The organism is Rhodococcus sp. NPDC019647, from assembly GCF_044389235.1.
GTDB lineage: Bacteria > Actinomycetota > Actinomycetes > Mycobacteriales > Mycobacteriaceae > Rhodococcus_F > Rhodococcus_F oxybenzonivorans.
In genome coordinates, this window is record NZ_JBIRXS010000004.1 from 344,788 (window position 1) to 368,363 (window position 23,576).

General features: G+C 65.4%; 20 protein-coding genes. 7 read left to right on the forward strand and 13 right to left on the reverse strand.

All coding sequences use genetic code 11. From position 1 onward, the window contains the following. Positions 1 to 28: 28 nt before the first annotated feature. Genes ACH49N_RS11685 through ACH49N_RS11700 form a run of 4 tightly spaced genes read right to left on the reverse strand, consistent with a single transcriptional unit; the run spans position 29 to position 5,412 of the window. Entirely contained in the window at positions 29 to 1,108 is a 1,080-nt protein-coding gene (locus tag ACH49N_RS11685; protein WP_358272288.1) for an alcohol dehydrogenase catalytic domain-containing protein, read from the reverse strand. Between the two features lie 20 nt (positions 1,109 to 1,128). After that, entirely contained in the window at positions 1,129 to 2,562 is a 1,434-nt protein-coding gene (locus ACH49N_RS11690; protein ID WP_358272286.1) for an aldehyde dehydrogenase, read from the reverse strand. Between the two features lie 25 nt (positions 2,563 to 2,587). Then, positions 2,588 to 3,817 carry an FAD-dependent oxidoreductase gene (locus ACH49N_RS11695; RefSeq protein WP_358272284.1) on the reverse strand — a complete coding sequence of 410 codons (1,230 nt, stop codon included), beginning with the start codon at positions 3,815 to 3,817 and terminating at the stop codon, positions 2,588 to 2,590. Then, positions 3,814 to 5,412, reverse strand: a complete 1,599-nt coding sequence (locus tag ACH49N_RS11700; protein WP_358272282.1) for a pyruvate, phosphate dikinase — start codon at positions 5,410 to 5,412, stop codon at positions 3,814 to 3,816. The genes ACH49N_RS11695 and ACH49N_RS11700 overlap by 4 nt, the downstream gene beginning before the upstream one ends. Positions 5,413 to 5,707: 295 nt before the next feature. Between ACH49N_RS11700 and ACH49N_RS11705 the strand changes: the two genes are divergently transcribed. Further along, positions 5,708 to 7,456 carry a PEP-utilizing enzyme gene (locus tag ACH49N_RS11705; protein ID WP_358272281.1) on the forward strand — a complete coding sequence of 583 codons (1,749 nt, stop codon included), beginning with the start codon at positions 5,708 to 5,710 and terminating at the stop codon, positions 7,454 to 7,456. Between the two features lie 25 nt (positions 7,457 to 7,481). Here the strand turns inward: ACH49N_RS11705 and ACH49N_RS11710 are convergent, their stop codons facing one another. Continuing rightward, complete coding sequence (locus ACH49N_RS11710) at positions 7,482 to 8,513, reverse strand: LuxR C-terminal-related transcriptional regulator (RefSeq protein ID WP_358272279.1); 1,032 nt, start codon at positions 8,511 to 8,513, stop codon at positions 7,482 to 7,484. A gap of 225 nt (positions 8,514 to 8,738) precedes the next feature. Here ACH49N_RS11710 and ACH49N_RS11715 point away from each other — a divergent pair, with 225 nt between their 5' ends. Continuing rightward, positions 8,739 to 9,944 carry a cytochrome P450 gene (locus ACH49N_RS11715; protein ID WP_358272277.1) on the forward strand — a complete coding sequence of 402 codons (1,206 nt, stop codon included), beginning with the start codon at positions 8,739 to 8,741 and terminating at the stop codon, positions 9,942 to 9,944. Then, positions 9,941 to 10,132 carry a ferredoxin gene (locus tag ACH49N_RS11720; protein WP_358272275.1) on the forward strand — a complete coding sequence of 64 codons (192 nt, stop codon included), beginning with the start codon at positions 9,941 to 9,943 and terminating at the stop codon, positions 10,130 to 10,132. The genes ACH49N_RS11715 and ACH49N_RS11720 overlap by 4 nt, the downstream gene beginning before the upstream one ends. 510 nt (positions 10,133 to 10,642) lie before the next feature. Here ACH49N_RS11720 and ACH49N_RS11725 read toward each other — a convergent pair. From ACH49N_RS11725 to ACH49N_RS11740, 4 genes are read right to left on the reverse strand one after another with little or no spacing between them, the layout of a single operon-like run. Beyond that, the gene (locus tag ACH49N_RS11725; RefSeq protein ID WP_358272273.1) at positions 10,643 to 12,079 is read right to left on the reverse strand and encodes an aldehyde dehydrogenase; all 1,437 of its coding nucleotides are present in this window, start codon (positions 12,077 to 12,079) and stop codon (positions 10,643 to 10,645) included. Between the two features lie 36 nt (positions 12,080 to 12,115). Further along, complete coding sequence (locus ACH49N_RS11730) at positions 12,116 to 13,222, reverse strand: NAD(P)-dependent alcohol dehydrogenase (protein ID WP_358272646.1); 1,107 nt, start codon at positions 13,220 to 13,222, stop codon at positions 12,116 to 12,118. Positions 13,223 to 13,278: 56 nt separating this feature from the next. Continuing rightward, on the reverse strand, positions 13,279 to 14,502 hold the full coding sequence (locus ACH49N_RS11735) for an FAD-dependent oxidoreductase (RefSeq protein WP_358272271.1): 1,224 nt from the start codon (positions 14,500 to 14,502) through the stop codon (positions 13,279 to 13,281). A 3-nt stretch (positions 14,503 to 14,505) separates the two neighbouring features. Beyond that, on the reverse strand, positions 14,506 to 15,828 hold the full coding sequence (locus ACH49N_RS11740) for a cytochrome P450 (RefSeq protein ID WP_358272269.1): 1,323 nt from the start codon (positions 15,826 to 15,828) through the stop codon (positions 14,506 to 14,508). 342 nt (positions 15,829 to 16,170) lie between these two features. Between ACH49N_RS11740 and ACH49N_RS11745 the strand changes: the two genes are divergently transcribed. Beyond that, positions 16,171 to 16,491, forward strand: coding sequence for a 2Fe-2S iron-sulfur cluster-binding protein (locus ACH49N_RS11745; RefSeq protein WP_061700734.1), 321 nt, complete (start codon positions 16,171 to 16,173; stop codon positions 16,489 to 16,491). Positions 16,492 to 16,499: 8 nt separating this feature from the next. Here the strand turns inward: ACH49N_RS11745 and ACH49N_RS11750 are convergent, their stop codons facing one another. Together ACH49N_RS11750 and ACH49N_RS11755 are read right to left on the reverse strand one after the other, a co-directional pair. Continuing rightward, the gene (locus tag ACH49N_RS11750; protein WP_358272268.1) at positions 16,500 to 17,480 is read right to left on the reverse strand and encodes a helix-turn-helix transcriptional regulator; all 981 of its coding nucleotides are present in this window, start codon (positions 17,478 to 17,480) and stop codon (positions 16,500 to 16,502) included. After that, positions 17,473 to 18,597 carry a LuxR C-terminal-related transcriptional regulator gene (locus ACH49N_RS11755; protein WP_358272267.1) on the reverse strand — a complete coding sequence of 375 codons (1,125 nt, stop codon included), beginning with the start codon at positions 18,595 to 18,597 and terminating at the stop codon, positions 17,473 to 17,475. Before ACH49N_RS11755 ends, ACH49N_RS11750 begins: the two co-directional genes overlap by 8 nt. A gap of 244 nt (positions 18,598 to 18,841) precedes the next feature. On the opposite strand from ACH49N_RS11755, the gene ACH49N_RS11760 reads away from it, so the two are divergent. Together ACH49N_RS11760 and ACH49N_RS11765 are read left to right on the forward strand one after the other, a co-directional pair. After that, a complete protein-coding gene (locus ACH49N_RS11760; RefSeq protein WP_358272265.1) occupies positions 18,842 to 19,621 on the forward strand; it encodes an enoyl-CoA hydratase/isomerase family protein in 780 nt (259 codons plus the stop codon). Positions 19,622 to 19,727: 106 nt separating this feature from the next. Then, positions 19,728 to 21,407 (forward strand): AMP-binding protein, encoded by a 1,680-nt coding sequence (locus ACH49N_RS11765; protein ID WP_358272263.1) that lies wholly within the window; start codon positions 19,728 to 19,730, stop codon positions 21,405 to 21,407. 63 nt (positions 21,408 to 21,470) lie between these two features. Here the strand turns inward: ACH49N_RS11765 and ACH49N_RS11770 are convergent, their stop codons facing one another. Both ACH49N_RS11770 and ACH49N_RS11775 read right to left on the reverse strand, forming a co-directional pair. Then, complete coding sequence (locus ACH49N_RS11770) at positions 21,471 to 21,887, reverse strand: MaoC/PaaZ C-terminal domain-containing protein (protein WP_358272262.1); 417 nt, start codon at positions 21,885 to 21,887, stop codon at positions 21,471 to 21,473. Further along, a complete protein-coding gene (locus ACH49N_RS11775; protein ID WP_358272261.1) occupies positions 21,884 to 22,336 on the reverse strand; it encodes a MaoC family dehydratase N-terminal domain-containing protein in 453 nt (150 codons plus the stop codon). The genes ACH49N_RS11770 and ACH49N_RS11775 overlap by 4 nt, the downstream gene beginning before the upstream one ends. A gap of 63 nt (positions 22,337 to 22,399) precedes the next feature. Between ACH49N_RS11775 and ACH49N_RS11780 the strand changes: the two genes are divergently transcribed. Then, on the forward strand, positions 22,400 to 23,575 hold the full coding sequence (locus tag ACH49N_RS11780) for an acyl-CoA dehydrogenase family protein (protein ID WP_358272260.1): 1,176 nt from the start codon (positions 22,400 to 22,402) through the stop codon (positions 23,573 to 23,575). Position 23,576 lies beyond the last annotated feature (1 nt).

Genomic DNA, 23,576 nt, shown 5'->3' on the forward strand with positions numbered 1-23,576 from the left:
ATCCTTTCGTAAGTACTCAATTTGAACTTCAAAGGCTTGGTGTGAGCACGATGCGGAGTGCGTCGCCGGCCTGCTGTGCGGTGACGACGTCGTTGATGCGGTCGAGGTCGGCCGTGTCGTCGATCAACGCCTCGATCGGGAGTCGGCCGCTGCGCCACAGACCGACGAGAATTGGCAGGTCGCGGTGCATACTGATTCCGCCGTGGAAGCTTCCGGTCAGTCGCTTGTCGTCGTGGAAGAGTTCGTACGCGTTGATTTCGACGACCTGGTCGGGGCGTCCCGCGCCGACAACCGCCACGGTGCCGCCGCGTCGCACAGCCTTCCATGCTGCGGTCACGGTCGGCGGGTGGCCGACTGCGTCGATGACGACGTCGAGGCCGCGGACGTCGCCGAACTCCTCCGGCGAGGCAGATTCGGTGGCGCCGATCTTCTCGGCCAGTGCGCGGCGGCCCGGCATGGGGTCGACCGCGATCACGCGGGCTGCGCCGGCCACGACCGCACCCATGACGGCATTGAGCCCGACTGCTCCGCAGCCGATTACGGCCACATTTTCCCCTGGTGTGATCCGTGCGCTTCGCAGCGCGGAGCCCACGCCGGTGGGGACGGCGCAGCCCATCATCGCGGCTACGGGGAAGGGGACGTCGTCGTCGATGCGGACGACGGCGTTGGCGGGGACCACGGTTTGTTCGGCGAACGTCGAGGTGGCCATGCCCTGATGCACCGCGTTGCCGTCGACGCTGAGGGGTGAGGGCAGGGCCGCTGCCTTGCCCGCGCGGGAATCGGCGGAGGAGCGGCGATTCGCGCACAGGTAGTCGTCACCTCGCCGGCACGGGGCGCAACGACCACACGGGGGAACCCACACCAGCACCACATGGTCACCGACAACGACAGAGTCGACGCCCTCACCTATCTCGGTGACGATGCCCGCGCCCTCGTGCCCGAGGACGACCGGGGTGGGCTGGCCGAACGACGTGGTCAAAGACAGGTCGGAGGCGCACACTCCGCAGGCGTGGATCGCGACGGAGACCTGTCCGGGGCCGGGTGCCGCGATGTCCACGTCATGGACGTCGAACGGTGTGCCCGGTTTCCACATCACTGCTGCTCTCATGGCGTCTTCTCTCGTTCTGCTCAGAATTGGCGGTGGATCGAGGTGTACTGCAGGTAGGCCGCGAGACCCTCGGGTCCGAATTCGGTACCCAGTCCGCTGTCCTTGTGCCCACCGAAAGGTGCCGCCGCGTTCGACCCGTAGTGGTTGATCCCGACGTTCCCGGTCTCGAGACGCTCGGCGACAGCCATCGCGCGGTCGAGGTCCTCACCGAGCACGGTGGCGGCAAGTCCGTAGGGGGAGTCGTTGGCGATGGCGACGGCTTCATCGAGATCCCGGTACGGGACGATGGCCAGCACCGGACCGAAGACCTCCTCGCGCGCGATGCGCATGTCCGGTGTCACGTCGCGGAACACGGTCGGTTCCACGTAGTAGCCCCGATCGAATCGGGTCGCGGGTCCGCCTCCGGTGACGGCCTTCGCGCCCTGACGTTGAGCCAGGTCGAGGTAGTCGAGCACGCGCTCGCGCTGCCGGGCGGAGACGACGGGCCCGAAGAACGTGCCAGGGTCGAAGGGATCGCCGATCGGGGCGGCGGAAACGACGTCTCCGACGAGATCGACCAGCTCGTCGTGGCGGGTAGCCGGCACGAGGAGCCGCGTGCACGCTTTGCAGGTCTGGCCGGTGTTGCGCATCGATACTTTCAAGATGGTGTGCGCCAGCAACTCCGGGTCGACGTCGTCCAGCACGATCGCGGGCGACTTGCCGCCGAGTTCGAGTGTCATCGGCCGGAGCCGACGTCCGCACGACGCGCCGATGGCGCGCCCCACCTCAGTGGAACCGGTGAAGGAGATCTTGTCGACACCGGGATGCTCGACGAGTGCAGTGCCTGCCCGGGTGCCGCCGGTGACCAGGTTCACCACACCGGCGGGAATGCCGGCGGCGTCGACGGCGTCCATCAGCAATCGCGTCGCCATCGGGGTCTCCGGGGCGGGTTTGATCACGACGGTGCATCCGGCGAGCAGGGCCGGACCGAGCTTGATGACGACCAGCCCCAGGGGAAAATTCCAGGGTGTGATCAGTCCGGCGACACCGACCGGCCGCCGGTGGACCACCGAGCTTCCAGGTGCCATCGGGTTCGGCCGCACATCGGGTTCGGTCAGCAGGTCGGCGAGTCCCGCGGTGAGGCGCAGATGTGCGGCGCTGTGTGCCGGTGCGGCGCTGCTCTCGGCGATCGGGGTTCCGTTCTCGGTGGTGATGACCCGGGTGAGTTCGGCCGCGCGCCGGTCGATCTCGTCGGCGAGGCGACGCAGAAACTCCGCCCGCTCGGACGGACTGCGCGCGGCCCAACTCGGCAACGTGTCGCGGGCTGCAGTGACGGCCTTGTCGATGTCCTGCTCGTCGCCCCCGGGGACGGAGGCCCATATCTCCTCGGTGGTCGGATTCACCACGTCGATGCTGGCGCCCGAGTGTGATGGGACCCAGCGTCCTGCGATGAAGACGTCGGTGTGCTGCTGCATGGAATGGACTCCTGGATCGATACGGTCAGGCCGGGATGGGAGCGGATGCGTTACGGCGGCTCGCCAAGTCGAGAGCCGCGTTCCAGTCGGCGCCGCGCGCGAGCAGGGCACGATATTTCATGATGTCGCCGCGCCGATTGAGCGCAAGGGCACCGATCAGCCGCTCGCCCTCGCGATAGAGCGCAACGAACGCCTCGCCGCCCCAATGGCCGCTCACGACGACGGGTTCGCCGATCGGGAGGCCCGCGAACTGGATGCGTTGCCCGTACCAGTCGGACCAGAAGTAGGGGACATGGCAGTACTGCGTGGCCTGTGCGGGATCGAGCAGGTTCCCCATGGCGTGGGCCGCCTGTTCCCCGGCGTTGGTCCAGTGCTCGAGACGCATTCGGCGGTCGAACAGGTGGTTGGTCCAGTTCGCGACGTCGCCGGCCGCCCACACGTCGTGGCCGGCATGGAGTGTGCTGTCGCAGACCACACCGTTGTCGAGAGTCAGGCCGGAGGATCTCAACCATTCGGTCGCCGGGTCGGCTCCGATCCCGACGACGACGAGGTCGGCCGCGATCTCCGTTCCGTCACCGAGCCGGACGGCCTCAACTCGGCGGTCACCGAGAAGTGCCTCGACCGCGACACCGCACCGTAGGTCCGTGCCATTCCGTGAATGCAGGGCCGCGAGTGCGGTGCCCGCGGTGCTCCCCACCGCCCGGACGAGAGGTGCCATCTGCATCTCGAGAATCGTCGCTGGGAGACCGCGGCGCCGGGCCGCCGACGCCACTTCGGCACCAATGAACCCGGCTCCAATCACGACGGTGCGGGCACCGGCGTCCAGTCCGGCGCGGATCGAGGCCGCGTCGTCGAGGGTACGCAGGGTGTGGACACCGGCGAGGTGGTCGGACCCAGGCAGCGTGCGTGCCTGGACACCGGTGACGATCAGCGCTGCGTCGTAGTGGATTTCGCCGTCGGCGAGCGTCAGAAGGTGCTCGTCGAGGACGATACCTGTCGCTCGGGTGCCGGTGCGTACATCGACGTCGAGATTGTCGCCGAGGGTATCGGTGTCGGGGAGGTGGTGGGCGGTGGTGAGGGGGCCGTCCGCGAGGTACTCCTTGGACAACGGTGGCCGGTCGTAGGGGAGATGGGACTCCTCACCGACGAGGGTGATGCGTCCTGCATACCCCTTCTCGCGGGCGGTGGTTACCGCCCGTAACCCTGCCAGGGAGGCGCCCACCACCACGACATGACCGGGAACCGAGCCGCTCATGCCGGAGACACCTCTCGCGCGAGCGCCCACTGCTCGAGCCGGGCGAGCTGCGGCAGCTGCGCGGCGGCGACGTCGTCATCTGCCGACGTGCCGGCCACGGTCCCACGCCACACGCATCCGGTTGCGCCGTCGATCGTGACCCTCTCGCCAACAGCCACTTTCACTCCGTTGATGCCGACGATCGTGTCACCGTCGAGGGTGAGTTGGTCGGCGCCGACGACTGCGGGGACACCCCATCCGCGGGCGACGACAGCAGCGTGGCTGACAAGTCCCCCGCGTGTGGTCAGGATGCCCACCGATGCCGCCATGCCGGCGACGTCCTCCGGACTCGTCTCGGCACGGACCAGGATCACATCGTCGTCCGCGTCCATCGCCTCGTCGGCGCTGAACACCACCCGTCCCGTGACTCGTCCGGGAGAGGCGCCAAGTCCGGTCGTCAGCAAGTCTTCCTCGGGCCCGCGGGTGCCGCAGCGGGCCATGATTTCGGCGCGAGCCTTCGCGCGCAGGGCGGGCGGCACTCGGTCGAGCGCTTCTTCCTCGGTAAGTCTCACCTCCGGATCGTCGACGAGGTCGACCGCGATCCGGACTGCGGCGACCGCGCCGCGTTTACCGATGCGCGTCTGCAGCAACCACAAGTGGCCGTCCTCGACAGTGAATTCGACGTCGCAGACATCGCGATAGTGGACTTCGAGTCGGCGCAACGCCGCCGTGAGGTCGGTGTAGGCCAGAGGCTGATGTTCGGCCATGCGTTGGATCGGAACGGTTTTCGCTGTGCCCGCGACGACGTCTTCCCCCTGTGCTCGGGGCAGGTAGTCACCATACGCACAGGGCTCCCCGGTCGCGGGATTCCGCGTGAACACCACGCCGGTTCCGGACGACGGTCCGCGGTTACCGAACACCATCGCCTGGACATTGCAGGCGGTGCCGAGATCACCGTCGATGGCCTCGTGGGCACGGTACGCGCGGGCTCGGTCCGACCCCCACGAGCTGAACACCGCTTCCACGGCCTCACGTAATTGCTGTATGGGATCCTGCGGGACCGGTCTACCCGCGAACTTCTGCGCGACAGCGCGTAGACGCTCGACGTGGGTACGGATCTCGTCGGCCGTTTGCCCAGGGTCCCCGATCCGTAATGCCGCCCCGTCCACTCCCATGACGGTGGTCGCAAACATGGTGACGAACCGGCGGTAGCTGTCCCACGCGAACCAGTCGTCACCGGACGAGCGGGCCAGCCCATGGACCGTATCGTCGTTCAGGCCGAGGTTGAGGACGGTGTCAAGCATGCCGGGCATGGACACCGGCGAACCGCTGCGGACCGCGACAAGGAGCGGATCGTGCGGATCGCCGAGCCGCCGGCCCATCTTCTCGCCCAGCGCATCGACGTGTTCTCGAAGCGCATCGTCTAGGGAGGCCGGCCAGCCGTCGGACAGGTACTGGCGGCACACGGGAAGCGAAATCGTGAATCCTGGCGGCACACTCAATCCCAGTGCCGCAGTCATTTCCGCCAATCCTGCGCCCTTGCCGCCGAGGAGGTCGCCGAGCTCTCGCGCCGGTACGCCATGGTCGTGATCGAAGGAATAGACACCCGACGTCACACTTGCCTCCTGGAAAGTTTTTTTTGGTCTGACCCTTATTGGAATGGCCGTAACGTAACAGCGCCGACCGGCGGCAGGGAAGCCCGAATCGTGACACAGGCCACAGTTCACTCTTTCGGGGGATGGGCCAGGCGCCGCCAGGAGGGCAATGTGACGGGGGACCGCGGTGCGACACGTCCGCGACGTCGTCCGCACCGAAACCAGCGAAAGATTCGAGACACATGGTGAACAAGCAGTCGGATCGAGATGTCATCTGGGAAACACCGTCGCCGGCAGGCGAGAACAGGAGCGTCCGATGACCGCAATTGATGACAAGACGGTGTTCGGTTCGATCGGTACCGGCACCGCAGTCTTCGAAGACGCCGAGCCGGTCGAAGGCAGAACGGTCTGGCTCGATACCCCTGAAGCTGTAATGGATTTCGTCGAGCGCGACGACATCGAGGACTGCGTCGTCATCGCCAGAGGTGGAACCACCACCTTCCTCACCCCGGCACTGGTCGCCGGTCCTCGCGGTGTGCTGACCCTGCAAGGAGCTCCGACAAGCCACCTCGGCATCGTGTCCCGCGAGTACGGAATCCCGTGCATCATGTCGGTGACGTTCACGGCGGGCGAGGTAAATGCGCGCGGCGAAGTTGTGCCCGAAGACGGCACGGTCGTGCGACTCGATCTCAGCGACGCGCCCCGAGGGGTGGTTCTCGGTGAAGGCGCGAGCGGATCCGGAACGCCCGAGCAAAGCGGGCAGGAGGCATCCGAGGCGACGGATGACACGGTCCCGACCGACGCGAACGGCGTTCCCGGAGGCACCGCAGGACATCTGATCATGTCGTCGAAGCTGTCGACCGGCGTACTCGATCTCACCGACGAGTCCCTCATCCGCGACCTGACCACGGCAGAGGCCAACGACCTGCTCGACTACTACGGGTGGAACCTCTGGGACATCCTCGCCGCCCGGATCAGCGAGGGCGAATCCGGACTCATCCCCCGGCAGGAATACGAAGTGATGGGAACCTACCTCCAGTGGCAGCACCATCCCCGTTTCCATCGCATGATCACCGAGGGGGTCGGAGTCGACGGACTTCGTGAGATCGGCGGCCGAATCCGCCGCGAGATCGGCACCAAACTCAACCCACTACACATCTGGGCTGCAGGTGTGCCGTCGGCGCTCGGACGCGCCATCGCCGTCGAACTGGGTCACGAACAGCCGGGAGATCGCGCCGACGATCTCAAGGGCGCCATGCAGTTCACGCGCCGCTTGTACCGGGGAATGTGGGACGACCAAGGGCCGATGTTCACATCGGCCCGGGGCTATCACGCCCCGCTCCTCAACAACGATTGGGTGACCCGGTTCCAGGACGAAAAGACACCATTGTCGGCGGACCCGCAGGCGCGAAAAGACTTCCAGCGCTTCAACGGCAGTACCCAGCTGGCGTCGTTCCTGCTGCACTTCGACTGCCGAAACGGTGTTGCCGATAGCGGTCCGTACCCGCTGCCGGGCGGAGGTTGGGCCCTCGTGCGAGACCACGTACTGAACGATCCCGGTTACCCCTGGGCCGACGCGGTCGGCGACCTACCGTGGTCGGTGACGCTGGTCATGTTCTTCGAGGGAGAGCAGCAGATCGACAGCCGAGTGGTCGACATCGGCACGATGTTCACGAACCCGGCGAACTATCTCAAATACCTCACCGGGTACGCCGTGTACGTGCGCGAGCGTGAGGACTCTCCCATCGGCGAGATCAGATTGCTCGCCGAGGACGAGTTGGCGCCGATCGCCGCGAGGGCCGAGAAGGGCGCCGCCCTCCTGTATCCACGGATTGCGTCGATGTCGAACCGCGAGAAGATCCTGGCGGGCAGCTACGTCTACTACACCGACTTCATCGGCACGGTCGGCAAGGCAGCCGGGATCTGGGACGACATGCTGGCAGCAGGCTTCTACGACTTCGAGGCCAGCGTCGAGAAGGGCTACGGTCCCATCGTCGAGGAAGGGCGGGCACTCGAGATGCTCGGCCGCTTCTGGGCAAGCGGGGAGGGCATGATCCACCTCTGATGCATTGCCGCGCGGGACGCCCGGTTCAAGCCGGCGTCTCGCGCGGCAGCGCGTCGCCGCCCGAGTCCGCCGAGCCATGGAGACGGTGATACATCGCTCCGGCCTGAGAGCGATTACTCACCCCAAGCTTGCGGAGCAGCTTCTTGACGTGTGTCTTCGTCGTCTCCTCGCTGATGAACAGTCGAGCACCGATCTGGGCGTTGGTCAGTCCGGTCGCCAGTAGCCGAAGTACCTCACGTTCTCGGTCAGTCAGAGCATCGGGCCAGTCAGCGACCGGTGAATCGTCAGGTGTCTGCTCGGACGGGTTCCCTGTGGCCACGAAACGGTCGATCATCACCCCGATGCTCTCGCAGAAGGACGCGAGGAGGTCGCGGTCGAACTCATCGGTCGTACCGGTGACAGCGTTGCGGTCCACATGGACGAAGGCAGCGACGTGGCCGCGCGCCGCCACTGGAGCCGCGACGTAGGTGTTGGAGCGAGAGACCGGGGAAATCGTCGGATGAACCCGCGGATTGGTGTCGGCATCAGTGATAAGGATCGGACGCCTCTTGCGCACGACGTCAACTTCCACCAGATCCCGAGTGTGGTGATAGGGAGGAGCACCCGCCTCGAGGATCGATCGCCCTTCCTCTGGGCCGCTCGTTGTGTGTGTCGAGCGCGGGACCCATCGTTCGTTGCGGACCCAGGAGAACATTGAACGCTCGTAACCGAGTGCAGCGCTCTCTATGGCAATCGACTCAACGAGATCGTCGATGGTCGATATTGCGCGCAACCGACCAAGGGCGGCAGTCAGCGTCGGCAGCATCGCACGCTGTCGGCTCAACTCATAGGCAATCACATCGGCACGCGCCGCCCGTACGTCGAGGAGGAGCTCGTAATTTTCGGGAAGCAGGCGTGCAGACAGGGCGCGTTCGGTGGCGTCGAGCGCCTCGAGCGCGGTGATGGCGTCACCGACCCGGTGCGCCGCGCTTCGTGGGTCGGTTTCCAACCGCCGGGCTGCATTAACGACGACACGCACAGCGTTGTGCACCGCGGGGTCTAAATCATGCTTCTTCACGAAACCGCTTCCGATCATGACTTCAGATGGATTCACGTCACTAGGCAACAGCGACCGCAGACCTCGGAACTCGGTGCCGAGACCTCCCTCGAAAGAGGGAAACCCGCCGATTCGCCCCTTAGACGATTGACTCCATTGTGACATCCACTACACAATTTCAACAATTGGTCCAATCTTCAAAGGCGAGTCTCGTGAGAGATCGCCGCCATACTTTGAGAGCTGGTCATGACACTGCAACAAGAGTCGGCCGTTGATCTGATGGATCTCGAGCCCTTTATCGACGGCACCGAGAATGCTCTTCTCGCCCAGCTGCGCACCACGGAAGCCCTGCACTGGAACGACGAGCCGGACGGGCCCGGATTCTGGTCGGTTACCCGCTACGACGACGTCATCAGGGTGGTCAACGACCCGCGCACGTTCATCAACGGTGAAGGAACCCAGATCCTCAGCCGAAAGGTCGAAGGCGGGACCAGCACCGTCCACAACACCGACCCGCCCCGCCATACCGGACTGCGCAAGCTCGTTGCCCCGCACCTACGGGCTGTGAAGGTGCGGGAATGGCAGGACATCATCGACCGAGCGGTCGCCGCCATCCTGGACGACATCTCGGTGCCAGGCGAGGTCGAGTTCGTACACTCGGCGGCCGCCCTCTTACCAATCCAGGTTCTCGGACAAGTCCTCGGCGTACCACTCGAGGACTGCGGGCTCCTCCTCGACTGGACCAACCGGGTGATCTCGGACGACCCGGAATTCATGCGAACTCCAGACGAGAAGGAACGGGCTCGCGCGGAGATGTTTGCCTACTTCGAGAACCTGACCGCGGCGAGACGGGCTGAACCACGTAACGACCTGGTGTCGCGGCTGGTGAATGCCGAGTTTGAGGGTGGCCCACTGTCCTGGGAAGACCTCGCCGCCTACTACTTCGTTCTGGTCGGGGCGGGAAACGAAACCACACGGAACCTCATCACCGGCACGGTGCTGGCCTTCGACGAGTTCCCGGAGGAGTGGGACAAGCTGGTAGCCCGACCGGAACTCCTGAGGTCCGCGATCGAGGAGATGCTGCGTTATGTCACTCCAATCCGGGCCATGCGTCGTACGGCGACGACAGATGTGGACTGGGACGGCCAAGTGATCCGGGCGGGAGACAAGGTTGTCTGCTGGTTCCAGGCCGCCAACCGGGACCCGGGAGTCTTTCCCGACCCGGACGTCGTCAAGATCGACCGCGCTGAGAACGACCACGTGGGCTTCGGCTGGGGAATTCACGCATGCATGGGTTCGCACCTCGCCAGGGCCGAGGTCACCTCATTCTTCCGGGCGCTGCTTGACCGCGGACTTCGGATCAGCCCGCTCGGGCCGCCGGACCGACTGCATACCAATCAGTTCAACGCGTTCAAGCGTCTGCATGTCCGCGTCGAAAAGGAGGGCTCATGATGAAGATCGTGGTCGACTGGGATCTCTGCGAGGGCCACGGTCAATGTGAGTTCGCGGCCCCCGAGATCTTTAGCATCAATGATGACGGAGAGCTCGACGTAGTCGACGAAATCCCGGCCGAAACTGAGCGTCCCAAGGTCGAACAAGCAGTGCGGCGGTGCCCAACTCGAGCATTGAAGCTCGACTGAGCGACCGTAGACTCGACCGCCGAATACGAGCGGCCGAGTCCCCAGTGCGCGGTCCATCCCCGTCGCCGTGCTTGGCACGCTGGTCGAATCCGACGTGCACCTGTGCCGAGAGACGTCGAAAGGGGGCGTACCGCATCAGAGTCGGTCCATCGCTGCGGTGACGACGGCTTCGATAAGACGAGCCCGCTCAGACACATCTCTTGGGCGGGGTTGACGGCGCACTTCGGCGATCGTGCCACCGAAGTACCCGTGGCGCACGTTCGGAGCTCCGTTTGCTGTTCTGAACAGCGGAACCATCACCGCGTCCTGCGAACCCGCCAGTACGAATTGCGTAGTGGCGCAGGACGGTCCAGTCTCGTGGCTCGGAGATGATCTAATCGTCGAAGGGTGCCCAGGTGACCGCGAAGTCGAGCATGGCGAGGTCTTCTTCGGTCACGGCATCTCCGGTGCTCACTGTCTGGACAAGCCGATGCGGCCGTGCGTGCTGTCGCACGGCCGCACCGACCCGTATTAGCGGACGTCGAGGTAGATGCTCTTGAGTTGTTGGTAGCTGGCGAGGCCTTCGGGTCCAAGTTCGCGGCCGAGACCGCTGTTCTTGATGCCGCCGAAGGGTGCGGTGGGGTCGTTGGTGTAGCCGTTGATGCCGACGGTTCCGGTGGCGATGTGGCGGGCGAATTGGGCGCCGCGTTCGGGGTCGGCGGTCCAGACGGAGCCGCCGAGTCCGTAGTCGGAGTGGTTGGCGATGGAGATGGCTTCGGTTTCGTCGGTGTACGGGATGACGGACAGGACGGGGCCGAAGATTTCTTCCTGGGCGATGGTGTGCCCGGTGTCGACGTCGGCGAAGACGGTGGGTTCGACGAACCAGCCGTGGTCGAGTTTGTCGGGTCGGCGGCCGCCGGTGGTGACGCGTCCGCCGTCGGCGCGGCCCTTGTCGATGTAGCTTTCGACGCGGTGGCGTTGTCGGGCGGAGACGAGTGGTCCCATTTGGGTGGTGTCGGAGAGGGGGTCGCCGACCGAGATGACTCTGGCGAGGTCGGTGATGGTGTCGACGATCTCGGTGTAGCGCGAGCGCGGTGCGAGGACGCGGGTGCCGAGCCAGCAGATCTGTCCGTTGTTGAGCAGTGTTGCCGCGTAGAAGGATTCGAGGTTGGCGGCGAGGTCGGCGTCGTCGAGGATGACGGCGGCGGATTTGCCGCCGAGTTCGAGGGTGACGGGGCGGAGTAGTTCGCCGCAGGTGCGGCCGATGGCACGGCCGGCGGCGGTGGAGCCGGTGAACGACACCTTGTCGATGCCGGGGTGGGCGACGAGGTAGGCGCCGAGTTCTCGGCCGCCGGGCACGATGTTGAGTACTCCGGCGGGAAGTCCGGCGGCGATGGCGGCCTCGGCCATCAGGAACGCGTCGAGGACGGTCTCGGGGGAGGGTTTGAGGACGACGGTGCATCCGGCGGCGAGGGCGGGGGCGAGTTTGAGGAAGGTGATGGCCTGGGGCACGTTCCAGGGGACGATGGCGCCGACGACGCCGATCGGGGAGCGGGTGACGAGGGTGGATCCGCCGAGCATGCCGGGCCGGATCTCGTCTTCCTGTTTCGCGGCCATCTCGCCGTAGTAGCGCAGCAGGAGCGGTGGGAAGCCGCCCTCGAACTGACGGGCGAGGGTGATGGGCATGCCGTTCTGGCTGCTCACCCGGGTCGCGGTGTCTTCGGCGCGGGATTCGAGTTCGTCGGCGAAGCGGCCGAGGATCTCGGCGCGCTGGGCCGCGGTCCGGGACCCCCAGTCGGTGAGAGCGGTGCGGGCGGCCTCGACGGCGTCGTCGATGTCGGTGTCGGTGCCGTCGGGCACGGAGCCGATCTGCTGCTCGGTGGTCGGGGAGATGACCGAAATGGTGGCATCGCCGGACGGCCGTGCCCATTCGCCGCGGATGTAGAGATCGGGGTAGTCGATCGTCATCGGGTGTCCTTCGTCAGTGAGGTTCGGAGTCGGTTGTCAGTGGTGTACGAGGACGGGTTTGAGGACCTCGCCGCGGTGCTGGGCGTCGATCGCGTCGTTGATCTTCGCGAAGGGGAAGGTGGTGACGAGCTTGTCGAGGGGGAATCTGCCCGCCTTGTACAGGTCGACCAATTCGGGGATGAAGTCGTCGGGGACGCTGTCACCCTCGATGATTCCGGTGACGGTCAGCCCCATGGCGAGGGAGTTGATGATGTTGAGCGGCACCGACGACTCCGGGTCGGCGGGCACACCGATGAGACCGATCTTGCCGTGGAAGGTCATGGCGCCGACGAGCGATTCGATCACCGCGGGAATGCCGGAGGTGTCGATGGCGTAGTCCACGCCGGCGGGGATGATGGCCCGGACCTGCTCGGCGACCGGCCCGGCGGTGGGGTCGATGACGTGGGTGGCGCCGAGTTCGAGGGCGAGATCACGTCTCGATTGGTGCGGTTCGACGGCGATGATGGTGTCGCAGCCGCGGACGACGGCGCCCATCACGGCGGCCAGCCCGACGGATCCGGCGCCGGCGACGAGAAGGGCCGATCCGGGTCGGCAGTTCAGTGAGCGCATCACCGCACCTGCGCCGGTTTGGATCCCGCAGCCCAGGGGTGCGAGGAGTTCGGCGGGGACGTCGCTCGGGACCTTCACGACGTTGCGTTCGAACGCGATGCTGTGGGTGGCGAAGGAGGACTGGCCGAAGAACAGGCCGGTCAGGGATTCGCCGTCGGTGGTGGTGATCGGTCCGGTGCCGTCTTCGCGGACGCCGTCGTAGGCGAGGTGCATGAACTGGTGGCAGTACGAGGGCGCCCCGGTGGTGCACGACGGACAGGTACCGCAACTGTTGAAGGTGATGGCGACCCGATCACCGGGGGCGACTTTGGTGACGCCGTCGCCGACTTCCCTAACGATGCCGCATCCTTCGTGGCCGAGGACGGCGGGCAGTGCGGTCGGCAGGGCCCCGTCGCGGGCGGCGAGGTCGGTGTGGCAGATGCCGACCGCCTCGATCTCCACGAGTACCTCACCGGCGCGGGGGCCGTCGAGGGTGATCGGTTCCAGGGTGAACTCGGTGCGCGGTTCTCTCGCGACTGCTGCGTGTGCTTCCATCGTCATTGCTCCATGTCTTGAAGGCCGGCAGGTGAAACCGGCCGGAATCGAAATGCTCAGAGAACGGCTTCCCGCAACGAAATAACGGGATCTGCGAGTACGGCGGGATCGATCTTGGTGCGGTTGCCGATGAATTTTTTGCCCGCCATGAATTCGGCTGCGGCATTGACAGTCTCGACGGCGACCGGAATGCCGTCGGTGTTCAGATGGAAGAGGGCGAAGGAAGACTCGGAGGGGTTGCCGCGCAGGACAGCCCTCGTGTCGGGGCCGACCATCCCGGCCATCTTCATCTTCAGGTCGAACTGGTCGGACCAGAACCACGGAACCTCGTGCGGAGGAAGCGGCGCTTCCATGATGACCGCCGCAGCCTGCTTCGCCTGTTCGACTGCGCTGGGGATGCTTTCGAGCCGCACCATCTTGCCGAGAGTGTCGTGCAATCGGTAGGTCACGTCCCCGATCGCAAGGACGTGCGGGTCGCTGGTGCGTGCCGAACCGTCCACGACGATACCCGCGAGGCATTCGATACCCGATTCCCGGGCCAGCGCGTCGTTCGGGATCGCACCGACACCCACCAGGACCATGTCGCAGGAAATTTCGGTTCCGTCCCCCAGCGCGACCCCGTCGACCCGTCCATCCGCGCCCGAGATCTCGCGGACCTCGGCGCCCGTGATGATGCGAGTTCCGCGGTCTCGATGGAATTCGGTGAGCACGCTGGATAATTCGGGACTGGCGACCCGTGCCAGCACCCGGTCCTCCCGTTCGATCACCGTGACCTCGCATCCACGAGCCCGGGCCGACGCTGCGACCTCGAGCCCTACGTATCCACCGCCGATGATGGCGAGTGCCGATCCGGTGTGCACGGCGTCGCGCAGCAGCGTGGCGTCGGCGAGCGTGCGCAGACTGAGCACTCCTCCGAGTTCACTCCCCGGCAGTGTCAAGGTTCGCGGCGCGGCGCCCGTCGCGAGGACGAGTGTCGTGTACTCGAGGACTGTGCCGGACGCGGTCGTCGCGGTTCGGGCATCGCGATCGATCCCGACCACCGGATCTCCCAGCAGCGTCTCGATCGCGTTGTCGGCGTAGAACGCTTCCGGTTTCAGCCACTGGACGAACTCGTCACCGGCGTACTTCTTCGACAGTGGCGGACGGTGATAGGGCGGGTGAATTTCGTCGCCGCACAGGACGATGCGGCCGTCGAACTTCTGTTGCCGCAGCATGCCGGCGAGGGTGCCGCCGGCATGCCCGGCCCCGACGATCACTACGGTCGGTGTTGAGTGCGACATGGACTACCTGCTGAACTGGATCTGGACGGGCATGTTCTTGAGTCCGCCGACGAAGTTGGTCTGGATCATCTTGGTGTCGTCCACCAGCTCCAGCGACTCGATGTGGGGGAGCAACTCCTCGAACATGATCTTGAGCTCCAGCTTCGCCAGATGCTGGCCGATGCACATGTGCGGACCGTAGCCGAACGCGATGTGCTTGTTGGGCCTGCGGGTCGGGTCGAAGCGGTCGGGATCGGGGATGACGTCCGCGTCGCGGTTGCCCGACTGGTAGAGCAGCATGAATCGGTCGCCCTTCTTGATGTCGCGACCGCGGAGCGTGTAATCCTGGGTTGCCTGTCGCATGAAGTGCTTGACCGGCGATGCCCAGCGCAGCGACTCGTTGACGATGTGTGGAGCGAGCGCCAGATCCGCTTTCGCCTTTGCCAGCAGTTCGGGGTTGCGGCCGAGTTCGAGCATGCCGCCGGCGAGCGTGCTCGACGTGGTGTCGTGTCCCGCGGTGGCGATCGCGATGAAGTAGCCGTAAGCCACTTCGTTGGGGAAGTACTCGCCACTCTCGTTGCGTGCCACCGAAATGATCGTCGCGAGGTCGTCACGCGGGTTGGCGCGACGGTCCTCCAGCAACTTCTCGAAGTAGGCGTAGAAGTCCTGAATGGTGGCAACCCACTGCTTCGCGGCAGCGTCCGGGGTGAGCGGTTCGACATCCTCACGGGCGGCGTCGGGGTCGGCGGTGCCGAAGAATTCCTGGGTCAGCGCCATCATCCGAGGCTCGTCCGATTCGGGTACCCCGAACAGGCTCATGATGACGTGGAGGGGGTAGTGGAGTGCGAAGTCCTTGACGAAGTCGATCTTCCCGTCCGTCTCCAGGAGCCTGCCGACGGCAGCCTTGGCGAGGTCGCGGATAACCGTTTCCCACTTCGCGAGGTTGGTCGGCCGGAACCAGTCCAGCGCGATGTCCTTGATCGCGGTGTGCTCCGGAGGGTCGAGGTAGGTGAGGGTCTCCAGGATGCGGAGGCTGCCGTTGTTGATGCTTTTGGTGAACGCGTCGCCGGCCTTGTTCGCCAGGATCGGATTGACGGACCCCTTGTCCTCGCCTCCCGCGCTGGTGAAGATGTCGGGCTGGCGCTCGATCTCCATGATGTCGGCGTGCTTGCTCACCAGCCAGATGGGGTCGTAACCCTCCACCTCGGCGCGGCCGAGAGGATTGTTCTCGCGTAGCCAGCGGTAGGCCTCGAATAGCGCGTCGTTGTCCCGGTGTCCCTCGGGCAATACGATCTGACGGGCGACGGCGTCCGGGATCAGTTCCGTGACCTGTTCTGTGGTGCTCATCAATTCCCCTTCGTGGTGCAGTGAGTTCCGGCGCCGTGTGTCGCGGCGCCCTCGCCGACTGGAGTGACATCAGCCTGTCAGTCACGAGAGTGAGGGGCATCACACCATTGATCGAAAGTTGTCCACCTAATGGGGTATGTGTGCTGGGTCACGCAGTTGGTGGCGGACTCGTGCGGCGGAACTTCACCCCACTGGAGGGGGGTAATACGTCGAAGTGGTGATGTGCCGGTTCAGTGACCCGCGACACAATTTTGGTACAGAACGCGGCCGAATCCCGGGACGGCAACCCACTCGGCGAGAGACCGCGCAGACGTTCACAGATCACCCCCGAAGGAGATTGCCATGCCCACCGTCGTATACCAGCTGCCCGACGGCTCGACCTCGTCCGTCGACGTTCCAGCAGGCCAGAGCGTGATGGACGGGTCGGTGCGTAACAACCTTCCCGGCATCGTCGCCGAATGCGGCGGTAGCTGCTCGTGCGCCACCTGTCACGTGTACCTCGATGAAAACTCTTGCGGGTCGTTCGACGAGCCGACTTTGGAGGAACAAGACCTGCTCGAGTTCCTCGACGGCGTCCAGCCTTGTTCTCGCCTCGCGTGCCAGCTCGTGCTGACGCCGGACGTGGATACCGTCACGGTGACCGTCCCGTCCTCGGACGCCTGACGTCGGAGTCACCGGGTGGTGGACTGATACTTCGCGATCAGCTCGGCGCGGTTGGTGGCGCCGAGTTTGCGGAGGATGTGTTTCACATGCGACTTGACCGTATCGACCGTGATAACCAGTTCGGCGGCGATGGTGGAGTTCGACGCGCCGGTGAGAATCAGCCGCACGACGTCCGCCTCGCGTTCGGTCAGCGGGTCGAGCAGTCGTTGATCGGCGTCGTCCTGCTCGGTCCCGGCCGACGCAAGGTCGGGAGAACCTGCGGTCACCGCGTCGAAGTCTGTGTCGCCACTCCACCGCTGGGCGCCTTCCCGGAGGAGGACGTCCTGGCGGTCGCGGCGGGATTCGAGCCCGACCCGCTCGAAACACCCACCGAGCACCTCGGCGAACACTCCCAGGGCGTGGCGCCTCGCGCCGTCGAGTGATGTACCGACGTGGAGCAGCGCAGCAGCGATCCCATCGACGACGACGGGGACGACGGTGAACCCCTTGACGCCCAGCGCCTCTCGAAGCTCGGCGGGAACGTGGGATCCGACCGCGATCGCGTTCGTCTCGAGGGCGTGCTCTTCGGGTGAGCCTGCCAGGAGGCCGAACTCGGCGGGGAACGACGGTGCTGTCTCGGGGGCGGCGCTGAACGAGGTGACGGGGACGATCCGGTCGCCATCGAGGCGGGAGAGGACCACCTTGTCCACGGTGCAGAGTTCGGCGACGCGTTCACACGCTCGCCGCATGAGTTCCGCACTCGAGGCGGCATCGTCGAGTGCGTGCACGGCCCGATCGATCCTCCTCGCGACGGCATCGATCTCGGCGGCCCGCGTCGAAGCGAGCGTGTTCCTGCGGTCGAGAAGGTCGACGAGACGCCGACCGAGATCGACGGCGTGTTCCGAACTCGCCGTACGTATTTCGGAGAGGATGTCCGCGATGGCGCGATCGAGTTCGTCGTCCGCAGTGTCCTCGCCGGGTTGCGATGCGGAGCGGGGGACGTCAGCCACCGTTCACCGTCTTGGCATGGGCGCACAGCGCTGCCACCTCGGCTCGCGTCGAGACGCCGAGTTTCTTGAAGATCCGCTGGACATGGGACTTGACGGTGCCGTCGGAGATGCACAGCCGCCGAGAGATGGTCCCGTTTGTCGCGCCCGTCGCCATCAGCGTCAACACCTCACGCTCGCGGGCCGTCAGCGTGTGCGCGCGAGGGATGGCGGGTGCTTGCGCATTGACATCCGTACTCGGCGCGCCTGCGGGGGGTTCGCAGGTAGCCAGTTCCGGCATCGTGACGGGTGCCTGCTCGAGATGTCGGAGTGCGCGAGTCAGGCGTTGGATCTCGGCGTCGACGTGCTCGTTGCGCGCAGAGATCTGTTGCCGCAGGTAGGCGCGTTCCTTCACTGACGCGCAGACACCTGCCAGCGCTCCGACGATATGGACATCGGTGTCAGTCAGGCTGTCGCTCTGGCGGTCCACGTGAATCATTGCCACCGTGCGTGAGTCGACGACGATGGGGACCGCAATGTATCCCGCGGGACGTGACAGGTCGATGAGAGGGCGGTACGTGTGCCGATAGGTGTCGACGGCCTCCACCGCATACGGCCGACGACGGCGCACCAATTCCGCCTCGCGAGGGGCCTCGCGCAATAAGATCTCCCGGCCGTCGACGGCAGAGATGAGTTCCTGGAAGTCTCCGGTCAGCTCGGGATTGACAGCCAGCGCGACGGGAGACCAGGTGGAACCGCGAACCACGGAGAACATTGCCTTGCCATATCCCAGGTTCGTGCACAATTCCTGCGTCACTGTCCGGGCGATGTGGTCGGCGCGGGCATCGATGGCGCGGACCACCTGCTGCAACGCCTCGAACTGCTCGGTATGGACGTGGAGCCGGCGAACGATGTCGTCCCGGCTCGCGGTGTCGAGTCGTGTCACGAGTTCCGCGAGGCGCACGGCGTGCTCGGCTGACTTGGGGCCTTCCCGCAGTTTTCGGGCCGCGAACGCGCGGATCACTGTCAGGTCCGGCTCGCCGTCCGCCAAGCGGGCGAGGTTCGGTTCGCTCCCCAGCAACTCCTGCAACTCTGCAACTGCCTGCTGGGCAAGCTCGAACGGACTCGTCGAAATGACCACTCACTACTCCTTGCGCCGCGGCTGCCACACGGACGGAGACGACGCTGCCGCACGCCCAGTGACACACAGCACAGTATAGAGCGGTGTCACCTGGGCGTTTCGTCACCGCCGCAAGCCTCATCGCCAATGTATATGGTCAGTCCAAATTCGTCACCCACTTCAGGAAAATCGCATCGGTTCTTGTTTCCAGCGACGAGCGGGTACTAGGGTCGAATGGTACGACCAAATTGGAAGGATCCGTACCATGGGGCAGCCTGTCCGATACGACGTCGACGAGCATGTCGCCGTCCTCACTCTCGACCGGCCCGAGACGCGCAATGCGCTGTCCGACGATCTGCTCGACGAGCTGCTGGCCGCGCTCGAGCGCGCCCGCGGGGACGACGACGTGCGGGTGGTCGTCCTGGCCTCGTCGCACGAAAAGATCTTCTCGGCTGGTGGTGACCTGAAGGCGTTCGCGAGCGACACCCCCACGATCATCAAATATGCCGGACTGGACCGATTCCCGAGGCTCTACCAACTCATCGGTGGCCTCGGGAAACCCGTGATCTGCGCGGCCGGTGGCGACGTACTGGCGGGTGCGTTCGGGCTCGCTCTGGCCTGCGACTTCGTGCTCGCCAAGGAGTCGGTCAGGTTCGGGTGCCCGGAAATCAATGTCGGCGTCTTTCCGTTCATGATCTCCGCCTTGATCTACCGGAACGTCGGGCGGCTCAAGGCGAACGAGCTGATGATGTGTGGCGAGTCGATCACCGCCGCGGAAGCGCTCGAATTGGGGCTCGTCAACCGGGTCATTCCGGACGGTGAATTCGACACCGCAGTTCAGCAATGGGCGCGCCGGCTTGCGAGCAAGTCGCCGCTCCTCATGCGTCTCGGCAAGGACGCGATCAACAACACCCGCGACATGTCTTTGCCCGACGCCCTCACGGCACTGCAATCCCAGCTCGCGCTCGCGTTCACAACCGAGGACATCGTCGAGGGGGTCACCGCCTTTCGCGAAAAGCGTTCTCCTGTATGGACGATGCGATAACAGCGAAAGCGGCAACCCGTTGCATTTTCGGTCCGACCATTATATTGTGAGGACCAACACAGGCGGTTACGCCCTCTACACATCTGCGCTCAGAGGAAGGCTTCCCATGGCGTTCGCATCGGTCACCGATCGCTACTCGAACGAACAGATCCGAGAGTTCTATGCCACCGGGCAGTGGCACCGTGACACGTTCTTCGACCTGCTCGAGACTCAGGTCGCCGAGCGGGGCGACCGCATCTTCCTCACCGACGACACCAGCGGAGGCATCACCTTCCGGCAGTTGCGCGACAAGGCTCTGTGCCTGGCGGTGGGCCTCCGGCGTCACGGCATCACCGCCGGCGACCGTGTGTCGGTGCAGGTTCCGAACTGGATCGAGTTCGCTGTCATCTCAGTCGCGTTGTCTCGACTGGGCGCCATCCTCGTGCCGATCATGCCGATCTACCGCCGCGCCGACGTCGAGTACATCTTGAATAATGCCGGGGTCCGGCTCGCGATCACGCCGCAGCATTTCAAGAAGTTCGACTACGCCGGCATGTACACCGAACTCCTGGATACCGTCGACTCGCTCGAAAACGTCGCCGTCGTCCGCGGTAACGGCGAGTTGCCGAACGGATCAGTGTCGTTCGAGTCGCTGTCGGTGGAGGTGAGCCCGGAGGAAGCGACTGCCGAACTCGGTCCGGGTGTCGGACCCGACGAGCCGTTCGTCATCGTCTACAGCAGTGGCACGACGTCCCGGCCCAAGGGTTGCATCCACACGTTCAACACGATGGCCTGTGGATCTCGCCTGCTGGCCAAGGGGTTCGCCTACACGCCCGACGACGTGCAGTTCGGCCCCTCGCCGATCACCCATACCACCGGACTGGTCACGAGCATCTTCCTCCCTCTCATGCATGGCGCGGCGTCGCATCTCATCGAGGTGTGGGAACCGGTTCGCGGGATGGAGCAGATCAAGGAACGTGGGTGCACCGTCGCGGTGAGCGCCACGACGTTCCTGCAGATGCTCATGGACGCCTACGACCCGGCAGTCCACGACATCGGCAGCATGCGGCTGTGGGTCGCCGCCGGCTCCCCGATTCCGGGGAGCTTCGTCACCAAGGCCGCCGACCAGTTCCCGAATCTGCAGGTGCTCAGCCTGTACGGCCGTTCCGAGAACGTCACGACCACCATGTGCACCGTCGACGACGATCCCCAGCGGTCGATCAACTCGGACGGCCGTCCGCTGCCGATGCAATCGGTGAAGATCGTCGACGAACTCGGCGACGAGGTTCCGCGCGGGGAGGAGGGCGACATTGCCTACAAGGGCGCCATGCACATGCTCGCCTACCTGCACAACGACGAGGAGACAGCCAAGCTCTTCACGCCGGACGGCCACTCCCGCTCCGGCGACCTCGGCCGGATGGACGAGGACGGCTATGTGCGCGTCACCGGCCGCACCAAGGACATCGTGATCCGCGGTGGAATGAACATCAGCGTCCGTCAGGTCGAAGATCTCCTGGCGGCACATCCCGCGGTGCGCGGTGTCGCGGCGGTCGCGATGCCCGACGAACGGCTCGGCGAGGCCGTATGCCTCTACCTCGTTCCCGCGCAGGGGCACGGCGACATCACTCTGGAGAAGATCAAGACCTATCTGCTCGAGCAGGGAGTGGCCATCCAGAAGGTTCCGGAGCGGCTGGAGGTCGTCGAGGCGTTGCCGACGACGGCGACGGGCAAGATCCAGAAGCACCTGCTGCGCGCGCAGATCGCGGAGAAGATCGCGGCCGACCGGGAGGCCCGGGCTGTCGTCTGACCGAATGGGAAAGGGGGCGAAGCCGATCGGCTTCGCCCCTTTCGGCGGTGTGAACAGGGTGGGTCAGGTCGCCGCCACTACCACGGTCGCAGACCCGGTGACGACGGGGCCCTTGTCCCCAGACGCAACGAGGTCGAGGGTCGCGAGGAACTCCCCGTCCGTCTCGACGATCGCCGCCACCGTGCCGCCCACGGTCAGAGTGTCGCCGAGGAAGACCGGGGCGACGAACCGCACACCGAAGGAGCGCACGTGTTCGACGCCGAACGTGTCGGACACCCAGCCTGCCAGGATGCCCGCCTGCATCTGACCCATCGCGATGACACCCGGAAACCCCGACGTGGCCACGAACTCGGGATCGTGATGCAGTGGGTTGAAATCGCCTCCAGCGCCGGCAAACCGGACGATGTCCGTCTGACTCACCGGGCCGACCACTCGGGTGTCGGGGGCGTCGCCGACGCGAACCTTGGCCGGTGTTCTCATCGCTGTTCTCCTCGTTCGATCAGGACCTCTTCGAGCCGTACCACGGGCTCGCCATGGGCGTCGACGTACTCGGTCTCCAAGGTCACGAGGCGCATGGTGCCGCCGCGCTTGCCTTCTCGCTGCACATCGTCGACCACGCGACGGGTGCCGACCACGTGTTCGCCCGCGGTGAGTGGTCGCAGATACGTCCACGTGACCGAGCCGACCACCACGCGCTCGAGCGCCAAACCCAGTGCGTCGACGAAGGCGCGCTGGTCGCGCTGGTGTCCGGCGACGACCGTGTGTGTGAGGGTGGCGGGCACATCGCCGAATCCGGCGTCGCGCGCCGCGGTCGGATCCGTGTGGACGGGATCGGTGATGAATGTCGCGCGGGTGAACTCGCGAATCTTGCCGCGTTCGACGTCGTACTCGACGCGGTCGACGACGCCGGCGGGGTGTGGATCTGTCATCGAGTCCTCCTTTTTGGACTGACCTATACTATCATTGAGCCAGAAATTTTCGAGGAGGGTGTAATGGAGCTCGCTGATTCCCCAGACGAGGCCACATTCCGCGCAGAAGTCCGGGAGTGGGCCGAGAAGGCTGTGCCGACGCTGCCATGGCCGGAACCTGTTGATTTGGTCGACAAGGTGCCGTTCTGGCAGCAATGGCAGCGACTGCTCTTCGACGCCGGCTACGGCGGGATGTCGTGGCCGCAGGAATACGGCGGTCAAGCCGCCGACCCGATCCGCAAGGCCATCTTCACCGAAGAAATGGACCGGGTGGGAGCGCCGGAGCGACTCAACACCATCGGCGAGGACTTCGCCGGCCCGACCATCATCGATTTCGGGACGCCCGCCCAGAAGGAACGGTTCCTCCGGCCCATCCTGACCGGCGAGGAAATCTGGTGCCAGCTGTTCTCCGAGCCCGACGCCGGATCGGACCTCGCCTCGCTCCGCACGAAGGCCACGAGGGTGGACGGGGGCTGGAAGGTCAACGGACAGAAGATCTGGACCAGTCGCGCGCACATCGCGGCCCACGCGATCCTGTTGGCCCGCACCGGCGGCGGTCCGCGGCACAAGGGCATCACGTTCTTCCTGGTGCCGATGGACAGTGAGGGCATCACGGTGCGGCCGCTTGCACACATGCTCGGCGAGGCGGAATTCAACGAGGTGTTCCTCGACGACGTGTTCATTCCCGACGACCTCGTGGTCGGGGAGGTGGACGGCGGCTGGAAGGTCGCGATGGGCACCCTCGCTTACGAGCGGGTGGCGATCGCGACTGGCCGCGTCAACACCAAACGGGCCGTCGACGACATCGTCAGCGATATCGCGGGAATGACCGACGACGCGTGCCGCCCACTCGGCGAGGATCCGGTGATCCGGCAGAAAGTCGCCGACCTGTACGGCCGAGCCCTCATGCATTACCTCATCGGTCAGCGCGTCATCACACTCGCGGCGAACGACGGCCCACCCGGGCCCGTCACGTCCATCGGCAAGCTGTTCTTCTGCCCCCTCGTCGAGGAACTCGCCGATTTCCGGTTGTCTCTCGAGCCGGCCGGCGGGCAATTCGGCCTGGACGAGGAGTCGCAGCAGGCGGCGCGGTGGCTACGGCTCGCCTATCAGGCCCGCGGCACCGCGATTGCCGGCGGTTCCACCTTCATCCAGCGCAACATCGTCGCCGAGCGCATGCTCGACATGCCGAGGAGCTGAC